Raw genomic sequence first — 22,101 nt, 5'->3', positions numbered from 1 at the left:
AAGCCTCACTTAAAGCTCTTGCTTGCTTGATAGCGAAACTTAAGGAAGTTCTGGCCATTACTTAATATCTGGAAGGCATCCTTAAGGTTTCTACGCTCAAAGTCAGACAGTTTTTCTGGCTCTATGCTGTTGTCAGGATCAATTCCCGTTTCTACATCGTGGGCTTGATGTTGAATCCTCACCATCGAAATAAACTCTAAAGCATCCTTAAGGTCTTGTGCTCGACCTTTCGGCAAAATACCAGCATCGATAATGTCATCAAGACGTTCAAACGAGTTTTGAGCGCGTGACCCAACAGCAAGTGCATGGACGCGGATCAAGTCAACCAGAGGTGCAGTGCCTCGACGTTTCAAGTTTATCGAGTTCTTGTGCTGGCCGTCTTTCTCCACCACAAAGTTCTTGAAAAAGCCAAGTGGAGGGGTGCGGTTAAGTGCATTACGTGCCAGACAGGCAAGGAAACGATTATTTTTGCGAGCACGGCGAACAATGAAGCTGGTAAGTTGCTCGGCCCATTTCAAGCGACCATACACCCCATCCAAATCAAAGAAAATAGAGGCATTTAACAGTGCTTTCGGGTTCGGATTGTCGATCCAATCAGCAAAACAATCTTCCCATTCGGAACGTGTCATACGCCACATTGGGTTGGTTGCCATGATGTCGCCAGTACAGTATTTATAACCGCATGCATCTAAACCATCACTGACAAATTGAGCCAGATCTGCGAAATATTTGCCGTGTTTCTCTTCCCGGTAGCTTTCGTCTAGAATAATCGCATTGTCCTGATCCGTTACGAGAAGTTGCTCATCTCGCCCCATGGATCCTAGTGCGAGGAAACAATACGGAATGGGTGGGGAACCAAGTTCTTCTTCCGCCAATTCCAGCAGGCGTTGTTTAAAGCTTCTCCCTATCACCGACATCGCACTCCCTACCATGTGAGAGTTTGCGTCTTCGTTCACCAGACGTACAAAGCTGCTTTTCACCTCTTCAGCAACGACAGCCAGCTCTTCGATGGTGTGTTGGTGAAAGATGCTACTTACGAGTAGTAATGAGTTTTGCGATTCGTACCGAACAATATCAGTCGTTTCGATAATACCAATGGGTTGTTGATTTTTAACCACAGGAAGATGATGCACGTTGTAGCGCAACATTTTCATCATCGCTTCATAGATGTAGGCGTTGTGATCGAGAGAGATAACTTCTGTCGTCATCACAGTGGCAACGTCGTCGTGAGGCGACTTCCCCTGAGCCAATACACGTGCACACAAGTCACGGTCGGTAATAATGCCTAATACCGGAGATTGGGGATCGTCTTCGTCTTGTACAAAATCTGGGTCGATGATTAGGAGAGAAGACACGTTATCATGTGCCATGATTTGTGCCGCTTGCTGAATAGTCTGGCCGCGTTCAATGGTAGGCGCGTCCCTCGTCAGCAGCGTTATCACTTTGGATGTCGCAAGGTCATTCGCGTGCTGGTTTTCTGAAATCGCCTGGCGCAAACGCGCACTGTTTCCAACCTCAACAAACTCTGTGAATGAGTCATAGTTGTCATACAGTTCTTGGAAGACGTCTCCGGGGATACAGTAGATCAAAGCGTCTTCAATGGCTTTGACTGGGAAATGTACTTTGTTATTGGTGAGTAACCCCATCTGGCCGAAAATATCGCCTTTGTCGAGCCGACTATAGAGTTCTCCTTTGCGTCGGTAAACTTCTACGACTCCACTACGTACGACGTACAGCTCTTGAACATGATCTCCGAAATGAATAATAGGGGTATCTTGTCGGTAGTACGAGATCTCAACACTCTCTGTTACTTTAGTCAGTGCTTCTTCAGGTAGCTCGTTAAAAGGGGGATACTTGGCGAGGAAGTTATAAATCTCGATAAGTTCTGCTTCCATGAGGTGCTCTTTGATTTTCAAGTAGTAAAGTAATATTAACTTAGTTTTAAAACAGAGTCTTACTCAATCACGGTTTTGGGCTGTTAATCATAAGATTCCGACGTGTCGCACGACAAAAGTAACGTTATTCGGCTAATATCGCATTTACCTAACGGGTGTTAAGTTATTTTTGATTCTCATGAAAGGATATCGAATGTTGAGAAGTTTATTACTTGTACCGCTCTTGGTTGCTTCTGTAGCATGCAGTGCTTCTGAATCGGAACAAGCTGAAAAATTTGGGTATGAGAATATTTACCTGAACGTTGGTGCAGGTACTACTAACGAAGAGTGGTTAGAGAACGCGAACGTCACTACTATTGATCTCGGCGGTAACTACTTACTCACGGACAATTGGTTATTGAATGGTGACTACTCGGCGCAATTTTTTCACCCGGACACTTATACACTGCGAATTGACCGTTTAGCATTTGGTGGTGGTTACCGTTATGGCTTGCTTCAGCAACTGGATCTGTACGCTTTATACCGATTAGGGGCAATCAAAGCAAAAGCGACCGACAATGACACAGATAGGACTTTGATATCGGAAACTGAATTTTTTCACGCCGTTGTCATGGGTTTAAACTACCTGATGAGTGAAAAATTTACCCTCATTACTCAGTTGGAAGCCAATCGCAGTGATATCGTTGATGAAAACAAAATGACGATAGGTTTCAATTATCAATGGCATGATGTCATTGGTACTGGACTTTACTACCAGTATCGAGATACGGATTATAAGGACGCGAGTTCAGATTACATCAATGAAGTGGGTTTGAGTCTTAAGTTTGTTTACTAACATAACAGCTAAGCGAATACAAAAAAGGTCAGCGTTGTACTGACCTTTTTCTTAATTTTATAGCTGCAGATTAAAGAACCGCTGCGATACCTTTACACAGTGGGCCCATGTTTGATTTCGTCATACCTGCCACACTGATTCGGCCTGAGCCTACGATGTAAATTGCAAACTCTTCTTTCAGACGGTTTACTTGCTCTTTAGACAGACCAGAGAAAGAGAACATACCGTTTTGACGTTCGATGAAGCTAAAGTCTGCGTCTACGCCTTCTTCTTTTAGCGTTGCTACAAACAACTCACGCATTTCCTGAATACGGTCACGCATTTCTGCTACTTCCGCTTCCCACTCTGCACGAAGGTCGGCATCGTTTAGGATGTGTGTTACAACAGCACTACCGTGAGCTGGTGGGTTAGAGTAAATAGAACGAATGATGGCTTTCACTTGAGAGAATGCCGTTGTTGCAATGTCTTCAGACTCAGCAACAAGAGTGAACGCACCTACACGCTCATTGTATAGGCCGAAGTTTTTAGAGAATGAGCTGGCAACCAGGATCTCTTTGTTGTACTTAGAAAAAGTACGCAGACCAGAAGCGTCTTCCTCAACGCCTTTCGCGAAACCTTGGTAGGCGAAGTCGAACAGAGGTAGCAGTTTTTTCTCAGCGATTAGCTTAGCCAGTGTTTCCCATTCTTCAGCAGTAGGGTCGATACCTGTTGGGTTGTGGCAGCAGCCGTGCAGCAGAACTACGTCGCCTTCAGATGCAGCTTGAAGATCACTAAGCATGGCATCAAAGTCTTTATCTTTACTGTCAGCGTTGTAGTAGCTGTATTGAGCAGTTTCAAGACCTGCAGCAGTGAAAACACCATTGTGGTTAGCCCAAGTTGGGTTGCTGATCCAGATCTTAACATCGCCTAGCTGACGTTTAATGAATTCGCCTGCTACACGTAGCGCGCCCGTACCACCAGGCGCTTGCGCTGTTTTTGCACGCTTGTCAGTAACGATTTCTGCGTCGTCACCAAATAGCAGTTTTTGTACCGCTAGGGCGTACTCCGCTGTACCTTCGATTGTTAGGTAAGATTTGGTTTTCTCAGTCTCAATTAGAGCTGCTTCAGCTTTCTTTACCGTAGCAAGAACAGGGGTTTCGCCTTGTTCGTTTTTGTAAATACCTACGCCAAGGTTAATTTTTTCTGCGCGAGGATCTTTTTTAAATTCTTCAGTAAGACCAAGAATAGGGTCAGCCGGAGCGGCTACTACTTTTTCAAACATAATCTTCATCCATGTTAATCGAAGGGTGTGCTCGTATTTATACCTGTCACCATTACTTGTTACAACACCTACTTAAAAGAAAACTTAAAAAAGATGCGATTTGAAATCGAAACCTAAGATAAGCCAGACTTTTGCCATGCAAACCGTACTTATTATTGCTGTTCTAAGTGAGCTTTACCTCGAAATGATGCTCTTTTGTTCACCGGATGCAATCGTTTACTAAAACAGGAAAGGAGGATTGGAGTGTTATGAAAACGTTACGAAATTCGCTTCGGGGGTTTTAAGCAAAAACCCAAGCAGGCTCTTAACAAAACAAAAATCCAAAGCTTAAATAAATTAATCAATAAAAGTGCTTTAAAACCCTAATTGTTACTTCATCGTTAAATAAGACGATTACACATTTATGTCGGGTTTAGCTCTATTTGGCTAGAAATCGAAATTGATGCTTGTTTTTCAGTATCCCGAACATCGATATGAAGCAGAATTGCGTTATCAAGATGTAATTTGACCAAATCTCGACCACAGTAAAATGCGCGTGGTTTCTTCTCAGGGATACAAACATTGAGGAGTGCATCATCATTTTTCAAACTGACTGAGCAAATAAAGGAGAGGCGGGTAATTTGCCAGATAACTAATGACGATGCACAAAATATTACCGATGCGTGCGCCTAGTCGTTTTGTTTTTCATCTTTGCTAGCGCTTTCCTCGTTTAGGTGTCTGATAATTGCCTCTTTGGCATGTTCTTCGGTTGCTTCTTCACCTAGTGGTACAACAAGATCCGCCATTTTGTGCATACCCATAGCGTCTTCAGCAATATGTAGCCAGTCAGGGTGCCAATAATAAGGATCAGCCGCCCCAGGGTGATCCCAGCTATGGACACCTTTATGGGCACCTCGGTATGAGAGGTCATCCATGGTAAACACTTTCATAACTTCCTCCAAAAAATTGTCATTCCTTTGAAAGTATGGAACATAATTCTCCATTTCGGATCGAGAATTCGTATGACCAAGTTTGATAAATTACCTTGCAAGAACAACAGACACGCGACCAGAATGTCGGCTTAAAGTATGCTAACGTCGACTCGAGATTAGAGTGAGAGACAGATGAATCGATACCGTCAATTAGCTGAACTGTTTAAAACGCAGATTCAGCAGAATACATGGAGAGCAGGGGAGAAACTGCCATCTGTGCGTGTGACCAGCCGTAATCATTCAGTGAGTGCGGGGACGGTATTACAGGCTTATCAGTTACTGGAAGCTCAGGGCTGGATAAGTGCTAAACCTCAATCTGGTTATTATGTTACGGCTGAATTAGAGCGTTTTGAGGCAAGTAATGAAGTCGTGCCTGCTTATCGCTCTAGCTTCAATGATGAGCTGTATGATTACCTTAAACATCAAGGATTGCCCGATGCAGTGCGTCTAGGTTCGGCTTTTCCCGACGCCACGTTATTTCCTTTCGAAGCCTTAAACCGTAACCTTGCCAGCTCAGGCCGCAAAATGGGACCAGAAAGCTTGCTTGATAACATGCCTCCGGGGAGTGAGTCATTGCGTCGTTTGCTCGCGCAACGGTACATACAGCAAGGCATATCGACTACGCACGAAGATATTGTGATCACCTCTGGCGCGCTAGAGGCGTTGAATCTGAGTTTACAGGCGGTCACTCAGCCTGGTGATACGGTTGTCGTTGAGTCACCGGCTTTTTATGGCGCGCTTCAAGCGATAGAACGTCTTGGTCTGAAAGCAATCGAGGTTTCTGTAGACAGTCAAAACGGGCACGATCTTGAAGGGCTTGAAGCAATATTTGCAAAACACAACGTTCGCGCTTGTTGGTTGATGGTTAATTTTCAGAACCCAACAGGAGCGTTGCTTTCTGACGAACAAAAAGAGCGAATCGTCCGGATGGCGGAACAACATGATGTCTATCTAATTGAAGATGACGTCTATTCTGAGTTGTATTTCACAGCGAGCAAACCAACTTCTCTTAAAACTTTTGACACGCAAGGGCGAGTGCTTCACTGCTCCTCACTATCTAAGAGTCTCTGTCCGGGGTATCGGCTAGGATGGGTGGTGAACCATCGCTTTAACGAACCGATTCAAAAGCTACAACTTACCTCTACTTTGTCGGGTAGTGCACCGATTCAGCAAGGTATCGCACATTATCTGCAAAATGACAGCTACGACAATCACTTGAGAAAGTTGCGTAAAATAATGCAACAGCGCCAAAGTTTGTTCATTGAACTTATCCAGCGTTACTTTCCCCAGAACGTGACTTATAACGTACCTGAAGGCGGTTACTTTGTATGGGTCAAGTTACCAAGTGGCGCTAACAGCAAGGCGATTTATCATACTTTGTTGCAACAACAGATAACCGTGGCATATGGGAAGTTGTTTTCAAGCGATACCAAGTATGAAAATTACCTGCGGCTGAATACCTCAATGTCTGTCGATGGAGCATTAGAAAGTGCTATCAAGAAAATAGGCGAGTTACTAACAACTGTTTAGGCATTTATCACATTAACTGTATCAGTTCATTTCACTTCGAACGTGGTTTAATCAAAGAGAAAACAACCTCTTAGTTAGGAGTGATAATGAAAAAGCAGTTGGTGAAACATGAATTAACGCTGATTATTGTGGCGATCTTTAGTGCTTCATTACTCGTGTTTGCTCATCTAATTTTAGCGAAATCTTTTGCTCACTTCGCTTGGGTGGAATACACAGCAGCGGTCATTCCGTTCGTTATCTTTGGACTGTGTTTTGTGGGTGTGAGATACGCGGTGAAAGCTGATCAAGAAGAAACTAAAACATAACGAGTATGGCTGTTAGACAAAATGAAAGACCTCCACTTGGGAGGTCTTTTTCAATTCTGTATCAGCAAAAAGTGATTAGAAGTTCGCTGAGCGAGGAGTACGTGGGAATGGGATCACGTCACGAACGTTGCCCATACCTGTTACGTAAGAAACCAGACGCTCAAAGCCCAGACCGAAGCCTGCGTGTGGTACTGTACCGTAACGACGTAGATCGCGGTACCAGTTCATGTGCTCAGGGTCGATACCCATTTCACGCATACGTGAATCCAGAATGTCCAGACGCTCTTCACGTTGAGAACCACCGATGATTTCGCCAATGCCTGGTGCTAGTACGTCCATTGCCGCTACAGTTTTACCATCGTCGTTCATACGCATGTAGAACGCTTTGATGTCTTTCGGGTAGTTCTTCACGATAACTGGCGCTTTGAAGTGCTCTTCTGCCAGGTAACGCTCGTGCTCAGAAGACATGTCGATACCCCATTCAACTGGGAATTCGAACTCACGGCCAGAATCCAGAAGGATTTGGATCGCGTCAGTGTAGTCTACTTGTGCGAAGTCTGAAGAAACGAATTGCTCTAGACGAGTGATCGCTTCTTTGTCGATACGTTGTGCGAAGAACTCAAGGTCATCACGACGCTCTTCAAGTACTGCTTTGAACACGTATTTCAGCATGTCTTCAGCAAGTTTTGCTACGTCGTCTAGCTCTGCAAACGCAACTTCAGGCTCAACCATCCAGAATTCAGCCAGGTGGCGGCTTGTGTTTGAGTTTTCAGCACGGAAAGTAGGGCCGAACGTGTAAACTTTGCTGATTGCACAAGCGTAAGCTTCTGCGTTTAGCTGGCCAGATACCGTCAGGAATGTCTCTTTACCGAAGAAGTCTTCGTTGTAGTCTACTTTACCAGCGTCTGTACGAGGTAGGTTTTCCATGTCTAGCGTAGAAACACGGAACATCTCACCAGCACCTTCTGCGTCAGAAGCTGTGATTAGCGGAGCAGATACCCAGAAGTAGCCTTGCTCATGGTAGAAGCGGTGAATTGCTTGAGACAGGCAGTTACGTACACGAGCTACAGCGCCGATCACGTTAGTGCGTGGACGAAGGTGTGCGACTTCACGTAGGAACTCGATTGAGTGACGAGTTTTTGCCATTGGGTAAGTTTCAGCATCTTCAACCCAGCCTACAACTTTAACGTTAGTCGCTGCTAGCTCGAAATCTTGGCCAGAAGCAGGAGACTCAACAATCTTACCCGTTACTTCAACAGAGCAGCCAGTTGTTAGCTTTAATACTTCGTTGTCGTAATTATTAAGATTATTAGGGACCACGGCCTGAATCGGGTCGAAACAAGAGCCGTCGTAAATGGCAAGGAAAGAGATTCCAGCTTTGGAATCACGACGTGAACGGATCCAGCCACGAACAGTAACTTCACTGTCTACTGCTAGCTGACCTTTCAAAACGTCTGATACAGGCGCGTAAGTCATGTTTTCAATATTCTCCATAGAGGTAAAAATTCAACTCAACACTCTTAAAAGTCCTTGTTTCATAATGTTATTGTTTAAAAAACAAGCAAAGCGCTGAGTTGAGTAGAATTTTACAGATTCAACGAGACATATTACCTGTCAATTCGTCAGCTTCAACCTTTATATTCACTTTGAAGGTCAGAAAAGGATTATTTTGCCTTCCTTTAAGGTTCTTAAAGAGAGAATTGGCTAGGTAAATGATCTAAACGCTTTGAAAACGATGCTAAGCTAACTCTGCTATTCCGTTTAGGGGAAGTTGACTGAGAACGCTTCTCTGCATGCGAGGGGAGCATGTCTGTTGTGGATATGTAATTGTGATGTGAGACTATGTAGTTAAAAAACTGGTGTGTGAGAAAAATTTGTCATTCTGAGAGTCTAGGGTGAAGTAAACAACCTGAAAATATAGCTCAATAGCCGACTAATGCTTGTCTCTTGGCAGTGATTTCCTTAGTATATCGCGTCTTTTTTAAAGCCTGAGAATCAAGATGAAAACAGAATTGTACAAAGAGTTTATGTTCGAAGCAGCACACCACTTGCCACACGTACCGGAAGGGCATAAGTGTGGTCGTTTGCACGGACACTCTTTCCTTGTTCGTCTTTATGTCGAAGGTGAAGTAGACCCGCATACGGGTTGGGTTGTGGACTTTGCAGAAATCAAAGCGGCTTTCAAACCAATTTACGATCGTTTAGATCATTACTACCTAAACGATATTGAAGGTCTTGAGAACCCAACCAGCGAAGTGCTAGCGAAATGGATTTGGCAGCAACTGAAACCAAGCCTTCCGCTACTAAGCAAAGTAGAGATCAAAGAGACTTGCACAGCAGGTTGTATCTACAAAGGCGAGTAATCGCGACAAGTGTTGAGAACAAAGGCAAGCCTAGTGCTTGCTTTTGTTGTATCTGACCTATCAAAGACACAGAATACGCAAATACAAAAAAGCCTGAGCAGATAGCTCAGGCTTGATAGGACTTAGAATCGGGATTAGCAGATAACTTTTACTGCCAGACCACCTTGAGAAGTTTCGCGGTATTTCGCGTTCATGTCCTTACCTGTCTCCAGCATGGTTTCGATAACCTTATCCAAGGATACAGTAGGAGCTGACGAACGGCGCAGCGCCATACGAGTTGAGTTGATCGCTTTCACTGCTGCGATACCATTACGCTCAATACATGGAACCTGTACCTGACCTGCAACAGGGTCACATGTCAGACCAAGGTTATGTTCCATTGCTATTTCCGCCGCCATACAAACTTGTTCAGGGCTACCACCCATCAGCTCTGCAAGACCCGCGGCTGCCATCGAACACGCCACACCAACTTCGCCCTGACAGCCAACTTCAGCGCCAGAGATAGACGCGTTGCGTTTGTAAAGACCACCGATTGCACCAGAAGCTGCGAAGTAACGGATGTAGTCTTTCTCTGTAACGGTTTGAATAAACTTGTCGTAGTAAGCCAGTACTGCAGGGATGATGCCACACGCACCGTTTGTTGGTGCTGTAACTACACGGCCACCTGCAGCGTTTTCTTCGTTCACTGCAAAAGCAAACATGTTTACCCAGTCAACCACAGACATAGGGTCGTTGGTGGTTTTCTCTGAAGTAAGCAGCTGCTGACGAAGTGCCGCTGCACGACGAGGCACACGCAATGGACCCGGTAGAATTCCTTCTTCATTCATGCCGCGATCCATACACTCACGCATGGTGCGCCAAATGTTCGCAAAGTAGGTACGAGTTTCCTCGTCAGAGTGAAGTGCTTTCTCGTTCTTCATTACCAACGCGCTAACAGAAAGTCCACTGTCACGGCATTGATTAACAAGCTCTTCAGCTGAGATGAATTCGTAAGGAACCTTAATTGGGTTCTCTATTTCTTTACCGAAGTTTTCTTCATCAACGATAAAACCACCACCAATAGAGTAGTAAGTTTTTGAGTATGCTTTTTCATCGTCAATCCAAGCGTGGATTTGCATACCGTTCTCGTGAAGTTCAAGGTTAGTCTTGTGGAAGTTCATCCCACCTTCACGGGGGAATGATACTGTATGACAGTGCATGCCAACAGGAAGACGTTCAGTTTCTTCTACGCGAGCAATAAAGCCCGGAATAGAATCGATATCTACTTTCTCTGGGGTGTTGCCTGCAAGACCCATGATGATAGCAATATCCGTGTGGTGACCTTTCCCTGTCAGTGATAGTGATCCATAAACGTCAACGGTGATTTTAGTGATGTCGCGTAATTTTCCCATTGCGCGAAGATCATCAATAAATTCTTTACCCGCTTTCATTGGGCCTACAGTGTGTGAGCTTGAAGGACCAACACCGATTTTATAGATATCAAAAACACTAATCATATCGATTACCTCAGAAGAAAGCCTCCCGAGTGGGTACTGGGAGGCTTAATTTTTATCGTTATATTTTTGAATTAATCACGCCGGATTTTCAGCTGTGATTAAAGAGCGCCGTAGATTACAGAACTAATTGCAGCAAGACCACAGATTGCTGTGAAAATTTGCACAGGTGCTGAAGTTTTGTACTTCGCCATTGCTGGCACTTTTTGCATTGCGAAAACTGGCATCAGGAATAGGATTGCCGCGATCATTGGGGCACCCATTGTTTCAATCATGCCCAAGATGCTTGGGTTAACAATAGCAACGATCCAAGTGGTTACTACGATGAAGATTAGAGACGTCTTTTCAATTTTGCTTACGCTACTGTTAGAACGAGACTTGACCAAACCTACAAGACCTTCATGCGCACCAAGGAAGTGACCGAAGTAGCTAGAAGTGATCGCTGCAAACGCAACCAGTGGACCTAAGTAAGAAATAAGTGGAGACGCGTGAACGTTCGCAAGGTAAGAAAGCACTGAGATGTTTTGTGCTTGTGCTGTTGCTAGTTGCTCTGGAGACAGAGAAAGCACTACAGAGAACACGAAGAACATAACGAAGCCCATTAGCATCATTGCTGCGCCGCCAGTGATAGCGTCAGTCTTCTTCACTGCATTTTCACCGTACACGCGACGTTGTTCTTTAGAGAACTGAGAAATGATAGGGCTGTGGTTGAATGAGAATACGATGATTGGAATTGCTAACCAAACGATAGTCGGCATTTCACCCCAGTTTGGAGCGACTTCCATCATTGACGTATTCCATTCAGGAATTAGGTAGAAAGACAGCGCTAGCAGGATGAATACCAGAGGGTAGACCATTGCTGAAGTTGCTTTCAGCATTAGCTCTTTACCAAATACCACGCCAGCTGTCATTGCTGCAATAAGAGCACCAGACAGTAGCCAGCGAGGAATGGATTCCATACCCATTTGGTTCACTAAGAATGAGTCAACCGTGTTTGTAATGCCGACACCGTAGATAAGTACGATAGGGTAAATAGCGAAAAAGTAAGCGAAAGTAATAAGGTTAGCGCCAGTTTTACCGAAGTGCTCTTCTACTGTGTCAGTGATGTCAGCTTCTGGGTTCTTCGCTGAAAGAACGAAGCGAGCCAGAGATTTGTGTGCGAACCAAGTCATTGGTGCTGCAATTAGGGCTAGGATTACTAATGGCCAAAAACCACCCGCACCCGCTTTAATCGGAAGGAATAGAACACCTGCACCTACTGCTGTACCGAACAGAGACAGACACCAGGTGAAGTCTTTGTAAGAAAACTTACTAGACGATTGTGCGGTAGACACCGCTGAATTAACTGAATTCATTTTTTGTTTACTCATTTTGGGAACAGGAAATAAGTCGGGTGCAATTTTGCAAAATTTTGCATTGAGAAAATTAGATCTAGGTCATGTATTGCTTGAGCTTATTGAACAATATGTCAAAAACCTGTTTTTTATCACGAAAACGACGTGCTACTAGTGATTATTGCTAATGTGTAGAATTAGAAAATCTAATCTATTGGCGTGTTTGTGTATATTTTTATCAGGGCAATTGCTTGAATTGAAAATAATAAGTTAACTTAGTGTGAATGACTGGCTAAAAAGTGTTGTAGTGAGCATGGCCCCAAGCTGATGAGATATAACGGGTAGAGTGTCATTTAGAAATGATGTGCTTTTGCATCGACTCAATGATTTGAGCGGTCATGCCCCAAATGAAATGCTGGCGGTATGGTATAGCGAACACACGATGACTGGTCTGCTTAAGTTCGAACTTGGTACTGTAGAGTTTATCCGGATTCAAAATATGATTGGCCGGAACTTCGAAGACATACTCTACTTCATTGGGATCAATTTGAGTTTTGTAATCCGGGGACACAAAAGCCAGAAAAGGGGTGACATTAAAACGGCTAATCGTAGGCAACTTGGGTAATTGACCGAATACGTGGATGTATTGTTTTTCGATGCCAACTTCTTCTTTAGTTTCCCGAAGCGCGGTGTTCACCAAATGTATGTCTTCAGGTTCAAATTTGCCGCCGGGGAAGCTGATCTGCCCCGGATGATGGCGTAAGTGCTCCGCTCTTTTAGTCAAAATAACCTGTAGTCCTTGTGGGCGTTCGACAAAACCTATCAATACCGCAGCGTCACGCAAAGGCTTTCCTTTTAAAAAATTCAAGCGGGCGAGTGACTCTTTGTGATAACCAGTAGGTAGCTGCAGCTGAAAGTTTTGCAGTAACTTCGTTTTGTCGATGACCAAATTGCGTCCTTTTGTCTAACACCTATTGATAATTATAGAGACGCTCAGCCATCTCGCTAAACGTCTCTTTGAGATTATACCGATAGTCACCGGGAGTAAATCAGACGTTAGGGTAAGAACGCTAATGCAAAAACGCCCCCAAATGCGGAGGCGTTGAGATATGGTTTGAAGAGTACCGATGTCGTTACTGTAGTGCCGGTAGAATTTTCGACAGCTTATCTAGAGTCTCCTGATACTCGGCCTCGCATTCACTGTCTGCGACGACACCACCACCAGCCCAAGCATAGAGGCTGCCTTTCTCTGCGACCAGAGTTCGAATGGTGATACTGGTATCCATACGGCCATGACGAGAAATATAACCAATGCTGCCGCAGTAAGCACTGCGTCGGTGTGGTTCTAACTCTTCAATGATCTGCATGGCACGCACTTTTGGTGCGCCAGTGATTGAACCACCAGGGAAGCACGCACGCAATAAATCCGCTGGGGAGTATTGTTCGTCCAAATCCGCTCGAATCGTACTCACCAAATGATGAACTGCTGGAAAGCTTTCAATATCGAACAGCTTTGGAACATGAACGCTCCCCGGTGATGCGACACGGCCAATGTCATTACGAAGCAGGTCTACAATCATCAGGTTTTCAGCCTGATCTTTCTCTGCGGTCTGCAAATCATGTGCGTTCGCTAGATCTTGCTCCGCATCGAGGCTTCGTTGACGTGTGCCTTTAATCGGTTTGGTCTCGATGACGCGATCTTTCAGTTCCAGAAAACGCTCTGGTGAGATGCTTAAAATCGAAGACTCAGGCATGCGAATAAACGCAGAAAACGGCGCTTGGTTGGCGGATTCGAGCTTCAGGTAGGCTTGCCATTCACTGCCAGTGTATGGCGCATTAAAGCGTTGCGCTAAGTTGATTTGATAACAGTCACCGCTTAGGAGGTACTCTTGCACGCTATTAAAGCGAGTACCGTAAGATTGCTCAGTCATGTTCGATTGCCAAGCGCCAGTCAAACTAAATTCAGCATCTTTTACGGCGTTTTGTTTATCGAGCCAATCCCAGGCTTGCACAATGTTTTGTCCAACCATACAGGCCGTTTTGAGCTTGTGGTCCACAACCAATGCCCACTCATACAGCCCAAGAGCCATATCAGCTGTCTGCAGATCTTTTTCGGCAAGTTCCGGCATAGCTTCAACTCGGCGACCTAAATCGTAGCTGAAGTAACCTAGTGCGCCGCCAACAAACGGTAAGTCCCATTCTGAGCTGAGGTTTACACTCGGTACCCATTGCTGTTGCAATTGGTCGAGCAGGGCAAACGGGTCCTCATTCGATACATAATCGTCTGAAGGCGTTTTAATGTGCGTGTTATCGGCAATAGTTTCTATCGTCGCTACGGGATTCGCTACTAGAATATCAAATCGGCTGTCGATATGGGTCTCAGATGCGGAGCGCAGCAACATCGCCCATGGCTGGTGCTGAATACGAGAAAAAAGGCGAAGCGCTATGTTTGGTGCGTATTCCAACGCTTTAAAATCAATGAATTGATTATCCATGTTGTTCATTTGTGTAATTTGTGACAAAGAGATCGTTCACTGCATGGCATGTCATGGGCAGCAAGAGTATCATATTCCACCGTATAGCCAAACTTCCTCTATACAAAGGGTCCTGAGGAAGTTTTACTATACAAGAAGGCGACTTCAGTAACTCGTATGTCGATATCAGCCATTCGACATCGGTTTATAAAATGTGTTTATAAAAAATGAAGCTCAAGAGAGCAATTAGCTCAACAGACACGATTGAAGCCAAGCCAGTAATGGAAGCATAACTATAACGAGGCATGTAATGACGGTAATTCGCAAGCAGGATGTCATCAGCAGTGTTGCTGATGCGCTACAGTACATTTCTTACTACCACCCGCTAGACTTTGTTCAAGCCCTTGAAAAAGCCTACCACCGCGAACAGAGCCAAGCCGCGAAAGACGCGATTGCGCAGATTTTAATTAACTCCCGTATGTCAGCAGAAGGCCATCGCCCAATCTGTCAGGACACAGGTATAGTGACTTGTTTTGTCAACATCGGCATGGGTGTTCAGTGGGACTCAACGGACATGACCGTTCAGCAAATGGTAGATGAAGGCGTTCGACAAGCTTACACGAATCCAGATAACCCATTGCGTGCCTCGGTTCTGATGGATCCCGCTGGTAAACGTATTAACACCAAAGACAACACGCCAGCGGTAGTACACATCAATATGGTGCCGGGCGACAAAGTTGAAATTCAGATCGCTGCGAAGGGCGGCGGTAGTGAAAACAAAACTAAGATGGTGATGCTAAATCCGTCTGACGATATTGCAGAATGGGTAGAAAAAACGCTACCAACAATGGGTGCTGGTTGGTGTCCACCGGGTATGCTTGGCATTGGTATCGGCGGTACGGCTGAAAAAGCGGCGGTACTGGCAAAAGAATCGCTGATGGAACACATCGATATTCAAGATCTTATCGACCGTGGTCCACAAAATGCGGAAGAAGAGCTACGCCTTGATATCTTCAATCGCGTCAACAAGCTTGGTATTGGTGCGCAAGGTCTTGGCGGCCTGACGACAGTCGTCGACGTTAAGATCAAAACAGCGCCAACGCACGCTGCGTCTAAGCCAGTATGTCTGATCCCGAACTGTGCAGCGACTCGTCACGTACACTTCACTTTAGATGGCTCAGGTCCGGCAGACTTAACGCCGCCTAAGCTTGAAGAGTGGCCAGATATCACTTGGGAAGCGGGCGCGAATACTCGTCGCGTTAACTTAGACGAAGTGACACAAGCTGATGTTGAGCAGTGGAAGACCGGCGAGACAGTTCTTCTTTCTGGTAAGATTCTTACTGGTCGCGATGCAGCACACAAACGCATCCAGACTATGTTGCAAAATGGTGAGGGTTTACCTGAAGGCGTCGATTTCAAAGGTAAATTTATCTACTACGTAGGCCCAGTAGATGCGGTGGGTGATGAAGCCGTTGGTCCTGCTGGTCCAACAACGTCAACCCGTATGGATAAGTTCACGGATATGATGCTTGATGAAACAGGCATTATGGGCATGATCGGTAAAGCGGAACGTGGTCCTGCGACGGTAGAGTCTATCAAGAAGCACAAAGCGGTTTATCTAATGGCGGTTGGCGGCGCAGCATACCTTGTAGCGAAAGCGATCAAAAAAGCGCGCGTGGTAGCGTTTGAAGATCTGGGTATGGAAGCGATCTACGAATTTGAAGTAGAAGACATGCCAGTGACTGTTGCGGTAGACTCTAACGGTGTGAATGCTCACCAGATTGGTCCTGACACTTGGAAAGTGAAAATTCAAGAGATGGAAGCTTAATATAAACGGCACTTTAAGAACGTCTCAGCCATGAGAATGTGACAAGGTGCTGATTTACCTAGCAAACAATTGACAAAAGTGCAGCGAAAACTGCACTTTTTGTCTATATACTAGGGTATATAAACCTTTGGGCATAGCAACAGACGTTATGCGAACAATAATAATTGGGAGACGGCATGCCTCGTTTTATTCAAATTCTACAAATTATTCTTGCTGTTGTGGTAGGTGGCTTTGTTGGCTATGACTTGATTCTTCACGGTATCAGTATCTTTGATGAAAAATACGTCACGATCACGTGTGTATTGGGGGTAATTCTAGAGGTTGCTCTATTTGTTATCTACAAACTGATTGAAGAAGATTAGACTGTTTAGGCTCAAATCGTTTAATTGATAGTTAGCACACCCGAAGCCTCTGAGAGTACTCAGGGGCTTTTGTGTTTTTGAGTAGTGCTTTTTGCTGAGAGTACTTTGTTCATCTTTTATTAATGTATGTAAAATTAGACTCATACCTTTGTCGTTTACTAATGAGATAAATAAAAAGCATGAAAAGAATAACAAAAGAAGTGAATGACTTTATCAACCGTGGCATGGACTCTAATGTCCGAATTGCCGTTACTGGCTTATCCCGAGCGGGTAAAACAGCTTTTATTACTTCTCTGGTAAATCAATTACTTTATACGGCGACGCACGACAATTTGCCATTACTGTCTGCAGCCAGAGATAAACGTCTTATTGGAGCCAAGCGGGAACCGCAATCGAATATGATGGTTCCGCGTTTCGCTTATGATGAAGCAATAAATCAAATTCATGCAACGCCGCCAGCATGGCCAGTACCGACGCGAGATGTGAGTGAAATTCGTTTGGCACTCAAGTATAAGCCTAACAAAACCACCAAAAAGTTATTGAGCAAAACCGCGGTACTAAACGTGGATATCATCGACTATCCGGGCGAGTGGCTGCTCGATTTACCCTTGTTGGATATGGATTTCGCGACATGGTCACAAACGCAGTTTAATGCGCTAAAAGGCCAGCGCAGTGAGTTAGCAAATTCGTGGTTAACAGAACTGGAAAACCTCGACCTTAACGAAAGTGTGAATGAAAAGAAGCTCGAAAGTGTTGCACACGCGTACACAGAATACCTTCACGCTTGTAAAGAGTCAGGTCTGCATTGGGTACAGCCGGGGCGATTTGTTTTGCCGGGTGAGTTAGCCGGAGCGCCAGTTCTGCAGTTTTTCCCTTGTCGTATTGACTCGGATGCTAAACCGGTTAAAGGCAGTAACTTAGCTATGTTGGAAACCCGTTTTCGTGAATATCAGCAAAAAGTGGTGAAGGCGTTTTATAAACATCACTTTGCGACCTTTGACCGCCAAATCGTGCTGGTGGATTGTTTACAACCTTTGAATGCTGGCGATGAGGCGTTTTACGATATGCGTCAAGCGTTAGAGCAAATCATGCACAGTTTCCGTTACGGACGGAGCAGCTTTCTACGGCGACTTTTCTCGCCAAAAATCGACAAAGTACTCTTTGCAGCAACCAAAGCGGATCATGTTACGCCAGATCAACACTCGAATCTGGTCTCTTTGTTACAGCAGATAGTCCATCCCGCATGGCAAACGGCCGCGTATGAGAATATCGAGATGAGCTGTATGAGCATCGCATCGATTCAGGCGACAACGCCGGGATTTATCGCCACAGGTGATAAAACCGTTCCTGCACTGCAAGGTACAACGCTTGATGGCGAGCCGATGACGATGTTCCCTGGTGAGGTACCAAAGAAATTACCTAATGCTGCGTATTGGCAAAACAATGGTTTTGATTTTACCTCTTTTCGTCCGATGCCGTCCGCCAGTGACGAGCCGATGAAACACATACGTTTAGACAAAGCACTGGATTACCTGATCGGAGATAAGCTGAAATGAGTGAATTTAAACCAAAGCAAGTTTTCTCCGACAAGGTTTTAGAGAAAGAACAGGATACGGAGTTTAAGGATTTAACAGCGCAACAAGCCTTTAGTGATAAAGAAACCTTTGTACCCGTTGCGGTACAAGAAGCGCAGCCAGAAACGGAGCAGGAGCTACAACTTGAGCATGTGATTCGACCTAAACCCGGCCGGAAATGGTTAGCTACCGGTATGCTGGCAACGTTTTCTGGTCTTGTTGGTTGGCAGGCTGTGGATTCCATCTTTACTGCAGTACAAACATCCGATTGGCTGGCTTTAGGCTGGGCTGGTTTTATCACGACAATCGCATCGTTTGGTTTGGGGGCGATTGGTAAAGAGTTATTGAAGCTGCGTAAACTAAGAAATCATTTCAGCATTCAGGAAGAAAGCGAGTTGCTTGTTAGCAGTGACAGCGTTGGTAAGGGTAAGGCATTTTGTGAAAAAGTGGCCGAACAAAGTGGGGTGTTGGCTGAAAATCCGGGCTTTGACCGTTGGAAAAACAGCGTAAATCCAGCGCATAGCGACGCTGAAATTCTCGATATGTACGACTCGATGGTGGTTAGCCAGCAAGACAGACTCGCGACAAAAGTGGTGTCTCAGCATGCTACCGAGTGTGCTGCATTGGTAGCAGTGAGCCCACTTGCTGCTGCAGATATGATGTTGGTAGCGTGGCGTAATTTCAAAATGATCGACAACCTATCGAAAGTCTATGGTGTCGAGTTGGGCTATGCGTCGAGGCTTAAATTACTGAAAGCAGTATTTGTGAACATGGCTGCTGCTGGTGCCAGCGAATTAGCCATCGATGCGGGTATGGATTTGATGTCGATGGATCTTGCGGGCAAGATCTCAGCGCGAGCAGGGCAGGGGCTTGGTGTCGGTATTCTTACTGCGCGTTTGGGCTTGAAAGCCATGGCTCTGCTGCGGCCATTACCTTGGTATCCTGATCGTCAAGTCAAACTGGGTACGATTCGCAAAGCTGTAGCGGCTAAAGTTGCATCAATCACGATGAAACCGTAACTAATATCACCTTTGAAAGATAGGATTGCTTGACGCCATAACAAGGTTGATAGAAACTACTGTCAACTTTTCCTGACAGTTTGTTAATTGGGATATTTTCAGTGCGTCTTGAAGTCTTATGTGAAGATAGACTCGGGCTTACCCGAGAGCTGCTCGATATTTTAGCGTCTAAGAGTATCGATTTGCGCGGTATCGAGATCGATATCAGTGGCATTATTTACTTGAATTGCCCAGATATTGATTTTGATACCTTTAGTGAATTAATGGCCGAAATCCGTCGTATTTCGGGGGTTAAAGACGTACGTAAAATCCAATTTATGCCAATGGAACGCCACAATACAGAGCTTCTTTCATTGGTGGATAACTTGCCAGATCCAGTCTTCGCTATCGACCTCAAAGGCGCAGTGGATATGGCAAACATGTCAGCTTTGTCTTTGCTGGGTTTGCATAAGCAAGAAGTTATCGGCACTCAAATTGGCACGCTGCTACCAAGTATGCGCTTTTCCCGCTGGGCAGAAGGCGTGAATGCCAGAACGCGTGAAAATCTGGTCATTGATGGCTTGGATTACATTCTTGAGTTAATGCCGGTTTATATTAAAGATGAAGCGCAAAACTCGACATTAGCGAGTACGTTAATCACGATTCGCTCCAGTCAGCAAGTTTCAAAAATTGAAGAAACCGTGCCACTGCATAATCCGCTTGGCTTTGAGCATTTTGTCGGCTTATCTAACCGTCATAAGGCGCTGATGAATCAGGCCAAGAAGTTGTCCGTTCTTGATCAGCCGTTACTAATTGAAGGTGAAACAGGTACAGGTAAAGAAATGCTGGCAAAAGCATGCCATAGCCGTTCTGGGCGAGCGAGTAAGCCTTTCTTGGTATTGAGTTGTGCGTCTATGCCTGATGATGTTGCTGAGACAGAGCTGTTTGGGCATGCTCCGGGGTCATTTAATCACGAGCAAGGGCACAAGGGTATTTTTGAGCAAGCGAACGGCGGCACCGTATTTCTTGATGAAATCGGTGAGATGAGCTCACACCTGCAAATCAAGCTACTGCGTTTCCTTCAAGATGGTAATTTCCGCCGTGTTGGCGCAGAAGATGAAATGCACGTTGACGTGCGCATCATTGCGTCTACCAAACACAATCTTGCAGAGCTCTCAGAAGCGGGCCAGTTCCGTGAAGATTTGTACTATCGCCTCAACGTGCTGACGTTGAGCATTCCTCCTCTGCGTAAGCGTTCTAATGACGTCGCCCCACTGCTAGATCTGTTTGTTACGAAGCACTCGCAGAAATTAGGTATCGACAAGCCAGAACTGGACGAAGGTCTGGTGGATGCCTTAGCTAATTACCAGTGGCCGGGTAACATGCGTCAGCTTGACAACATGGTACTGCGCGCACTGACTGAAATGGATGGCCATTTGCTACAGGCTGAACACTTCAATTTGCCTCAGCCACAATCGGTAGGTGGTAGTACGACGATTAATATAGATGGTTCACTTGATGAGATCATGCGTGATTACGAGTCACAAGTGCTTGAGCGTTTGTATCAATCATTCCCATCAAGCCGCAAGCTGGCAAAGCGTCTGAATGTTTCTCATACATCGATTGCCAATAAATTGCGTGACTACGGGATTCGTAAGAACTAAGACCGAGCTAAGGGAAACGGAATTGTCATTTGTAATGGAAGATAAAAGCTCATCCGTTGCCGTTCACAAGTTGGACGGCGACTTACTTCTACGCACGGCTGAAATCGCTGATGCAGATATGATCGCGGAATACTTTCAGGTGAATCGAGAGTATTTGAAACCCTTTGAACCCAAACGTGAAGAGGGATTTTTTACTGTGAGTGGTTGGCTACAAAAGCTTATCAAACTCAATGAACTTCATCGTCAGGGGCTTGGTTATTATTGTCTTCTCATCGATAATCGAACCCAGCGTATGTTAGGCACGATTTCATTCAGTGGTATGACACGCTTCCCGTTCCACGCATGCAGTGTCGGATATTCTCTTGCACAAACCGCGCAAGGGAATGGGCATATGCGTCGTGGCTTGAAAATGGCTTGTGATTACATGTTCGATGTGCAAAATATGCATCGTATTCAGGCGGGGTACATGCCACATAACAAGCGCAGTGAGGCGGTTCTGGAACATGTAGGATTTAGCAAAGAAGGATATGCGAAGGACTATCTTTTGATAGATGGAGAGTGGCAAGATCATATCTTAATGTCTCTGACTAAACTTAACTGGCAACCGAGGACATGATGATATGGACAGATTAGAAAAACAGCTAAAGCTATTGATAGAGCTAGACCAGTTAAAAAGTGTCCTTCGTCGTACTCGGATTAAAAGCGCGGATGGCCGTTTGGAAAACAGCGGTGAGCACAGTTGGCACGTTGCTTTAATGGCAGTATTGATGGAAGAGCATGCGAATGTCCCTGTTAATATTAGCCGAGTCATGAAAATGTTGTTGATCCACGATGTTGTCGAGATCGACGCGGGCGACACCTTTGTTTATGATGCCACCGCTTCAAAAGAGCAGGCAGAGAAAGAAATCAAGGCCGCGGAGCGGTTGTTCGGTATGTTGCCAAGTGAGCAAGGTACAGAACTTTTAACGTTGTGGCATGAATTCGAAGCCGCGCAGACAGACGACGCAAAGTATGCCAAAGCGCTCGACCGTTTAATACCGATGCTGCTGAATTATCATAATAACGGTCAAAGCTGGAAAGAACATGGTGTAACGCGAGAACAAGCGCTTACTATTAATAAGAGAATTGAACTTGGCTCTGTCACCTTGTGGGACAAAGCGAAAGAAATGATTGAAGATGCCACCGAGAAAGGTTGGCTGAAGTCGTAATAAAGG

19 protein-coding genes are annotated in these 22,101 nt (G+C 45.2%); 11 read left to right on the top strand and 8 right to left on the bottom strand.

From position 1 onward, the window contains the following. Positions 1 to 5: 5 nt before the first annotated feature. On the bottom strand, positions 6 to 1,895 hold the full coding sequence (locus ACWYU8_RS00970; RefSeq protein WP_457516348.1) for a putative nucleotidyltransferase substrate binding domain-containing protein: 1,890 nt from the start codon (positions 1,893 to 1,895) through the stop codon (positions 6 to 8). 193 nt (positions 1,896 to 2,088) lie between these two features. On the opposite strand from ACWYU8_RS00970, the gene ACWYU8_RS00965 reads away from it, so the two are divergent. Beyond that, positions 2,089 to 2,730 (top strand): outer membrane beta-barrel protein, encoded by a 642-nt coding sequence (locus tag ACWYU8_RS00965; RefSeq protein ID WP_457516347.1) that lies wholly within the window; start codon positions 2,089 to 2,091, stop codon positions 2,728 to 2,730. Between the two features lie 70 nt (positions 2,731 to 2,800). On the opposite strand, the gene ACWYU8_RS00960 is transcribed toward ACWYU8_RS00965, so the two are convergent. Both ACWYU8_RS00960 and ACWYU8_RS00955 read right to left on the bottom strand, forming a co-directional pair. Then, entirely contained in the window at positions 2,801 to 3,991 is a 1,191-nt protein-coding gene (locus ACWYU8_RS00960; protein ID WP_457516346.1) for an amino acid aminotransferase, read from the bottom strand. Between the two features lie 668 nt (positions 3,992 to 4,659). Next, the gene (locus ACWYU8_RS00955; protein WP_457516345.1) at positions 4,660 to 4,920 is read right to left on the bottom strand and encodes a hypothetical protein; all 261 of its coding nucleotides are present in this window, start codon (positions 4,918 to 4,920) and stop codon (positions 4,660 to 4,662) included. A gap of 174 nt (positions 4,921 to 5,094) precedes the next feature. On the opposite strand from ACWYU8_RS00955, the gene ACWYU8_RS00950 reads away from it, so the two are divergent. Then, the gene (locus ACWYU8_RS00950) at positions 5,095 to 6,492 is read left to right on the top strand and encodes an aminotransferase-like domain-containing protein (RefSeq protein WP_457516344.1); all 1,398 of its coding nucleotides are present in this window, start codon (positions 5,095 to 5,097) and stop codon (positions 6,490 to 6,492) included. 86 nt (positions 6,493 to 6,578) lie between these two features. Next, complete coding sequence (locus tag ACWYU8_RS00945; protein WP_457516343.1) at positions 6,579 to 6,797, top strand: hypothetical protein; 219 nt, start codon at positions 6,579 to 6,581, stop codon at positions 6,795 to 6,797. Positions 6,798 to 6,872: 75 nt separating this feature from the next. Here ACWYU8_RS00945 and asnS read toward each other — a convergent pair whose 3' ends face one another. Beyond that, positions 6,873 to 8,273: an asparagine--tRNA ligase gene (gene asnS / locus ACWYU8_RS00940; RefSeq protein ID WP_457516341.1), complete on the bottom strand. Its 1,401-nt coding sequence runs from the start codon at positions 8,271 to 8,273 to the stop codon at positions 6,873 to 6,875. A 524-nt stretch (positions 8,274 to 8,797) separates the two neighbouring features. On the opposite strand from asnS, the gene queD reads away from it, so the two are divergent. Next, a complete protein-coding gene (queD, locus tag ACWYU8_RS00935; protein ID WP_014232353.1) occupies positions 8,798 to 9,160 on the top strand; it encodes a 6-carboxytetrahydropterin synthase QueD in 363 nt (120 codons plus the stop codon). Positions 9,161 to 9,294: 134 nt separating this feature from the next. On the opposite strand, the gene ACWYU8_RS00930 is transcribed toward queD, so the two are convergent. The 4 genes from ACWYU8_RS00930 to pabB all read right to left on the bottom strand — a co-directional run bounded on the left by ACWYU8_RS00930 (position 9,295) and on the right by pabB (position 14,482). Next, positions 9,295 to 10,656 carry an L-serine ammonia-lyase gene (locus ACWYU8_RS00930; protein WP_444495133.1) on the bottom strand — a complete coding sequence of 454 codons (1,362 nt, stop codon included), beginning with the start codon at positions 10,654 to 10,656 and terminating at the stop codon, positions 9,295 to 9,297. A gap of 98 nt (positions 10,657 to 10,754) precedes the next feature. After that, the gene (locus ACWYU8_RS00925; RefSeq protein ID WP_457516338.1) at positions 10,755 to 12,008 is read right to left on the bottom strand and encodes an aromatic amino acid transport family protein; all 1,254 of its coding nucleotides are present in this window, start codon (positions 12,006 to 12,008) and stop codon (positions 10,755 to 10,757) included. 328 nt (positions 12,009 to 12,336) lie between these two features. Next, a complete protein-coding gene (locus ACWYU8_RS00920; protein WP_457516336.1) occupies positions 12,337 to 12,936 on the bottom strand; it encodes a CoA pyrophosphatase in 600 nt (199 codons plus the stop codon). A gap of 184 nt (positions 12,937 to 13,120) precedes the next feature. Next, on the bottom strand, positions 13,121 to 14,482 hold the full coding sequence (gene pabB, locus ACWYU8_RS00915; protein WP_457516334.1) for an aminodeoxychorismate synthase component I: 1,362 nt from the start codon (positions 14,480 to 14,482) through the stop codon (positions 13,121 to 13,123). 289 nt (positions 14,483 to 14,771) lie between these two features. Here pabB and ACWYU8_RS00910 point away from each other — a divergent pair, with 289 nt between their 5' ends. The 7 genes from ACWYU8_RS00910 (at position 14,772) to ACWYU8_RS00880 (ending at position 22,095) form a co-directional block, all read left to right on the top strand. Continuing rightward, a complete protein-coding gene (locus ACWYU8_RS00910) occupies positions 14,772 to 16,289 on the top strand; it encodes a fumarate hydratase (RefSeq protein WP_457516332.1) in 1,518 nt (505 codons plus the stop codon). A 176-nt stretch (positions 16,290 to 16,465) separates the two neighbouring features. Beyond that, positions 16,466 to 16,651 carry a hypothetical protein gene (locus ACWYU8_RS00905; protein WP_457516330.1) on the top strand — a complete coding sequence of 62 codons (186 nt, stop codon included), beginning with the start codon at positions 16,466 to 16,468 and terminating at the stop codon, positions 16,649 to 16,651. Positions 16,652 to 16,830: 179 nt separating this feature from the next. Continuing rightward, positions 16,831 to 18,207 carry a YcjX family protein gene (locus ACWYU8_RS00900; protein WP_457516328.1) on the top strand — a complete coding sequence of 459 codons (1,377 nt, stop codon included), beginning with the start codon at positions 16,831 to 16,833 and terminating at the stop codon, positions 18,205 to 18,207. Next, a complete protein-coding gene (locus tag ACWYU8_RS00895; RefSeq protein ID WP_457516326.1) occupies positions 18,204 to 19,244 on the top strand; it encodes a YcjF family protein in 1,041 nt (346 codons plus the stop codon). The genes ACWYU8_RS00900 and ACWYU8_RS00895 overlap by 4 nt, the downstream gene beginning before the upstream one ends. Before the next feature lie 101 nt (positions 19,245 to 19,345). Beyond that, the gene (gene tyrR, locus ACWYU8_RS00890) at positions 19,346 to 20,887 is read left to right on the top strand and encodes a transcriptional regulator TyrR (RefSeq protein WP_444495126.1); all 1,542 of its coding nucleotides are present in this window, start codon (positions 19,346 to 19,348) and stop codon (positions 20,885 to 20,887) included. 34 nt (positions 20,888 to 20,921) lie between these two features. Then, positions 20,922 to 21,503 carry a ribosomal protein S5-alanine N-acetyltransferase gene (gene rimJ, locus ACWYU8_RS00885; protein WP_457516324.1) on the top strand — a complete coding sequence of 194 codons (582 nt, stop codon included), beginning with the start codon at positions 20,922 to 20,924 and terminating at the stop codon, positions 21,501 to 21,503. Positions 21,504 to 21,507: 4 nt separating this feature from the next. After that, positions 21,508 to 22,095 (top strand): HD domain-containing protein, encoded by a 588-nt coding sequence (locus ACWYU8_RS00880; RefSeq protein WP_457516322.1) that lies wholly within the window; start codon positions 21,508 to 21,510, stop codon positions 22,093 to 22,095. The last annotated feature ends 6 nt before the right edge of the window (positions 22,096 to 22,101 follow it).

The sequence above is a fragment of the Vibrio limimangrovi genome (assembly GCF_054064025.1).
This window is presented reverse-complemented; position numbering and strand designations above follow the sequence as displayed.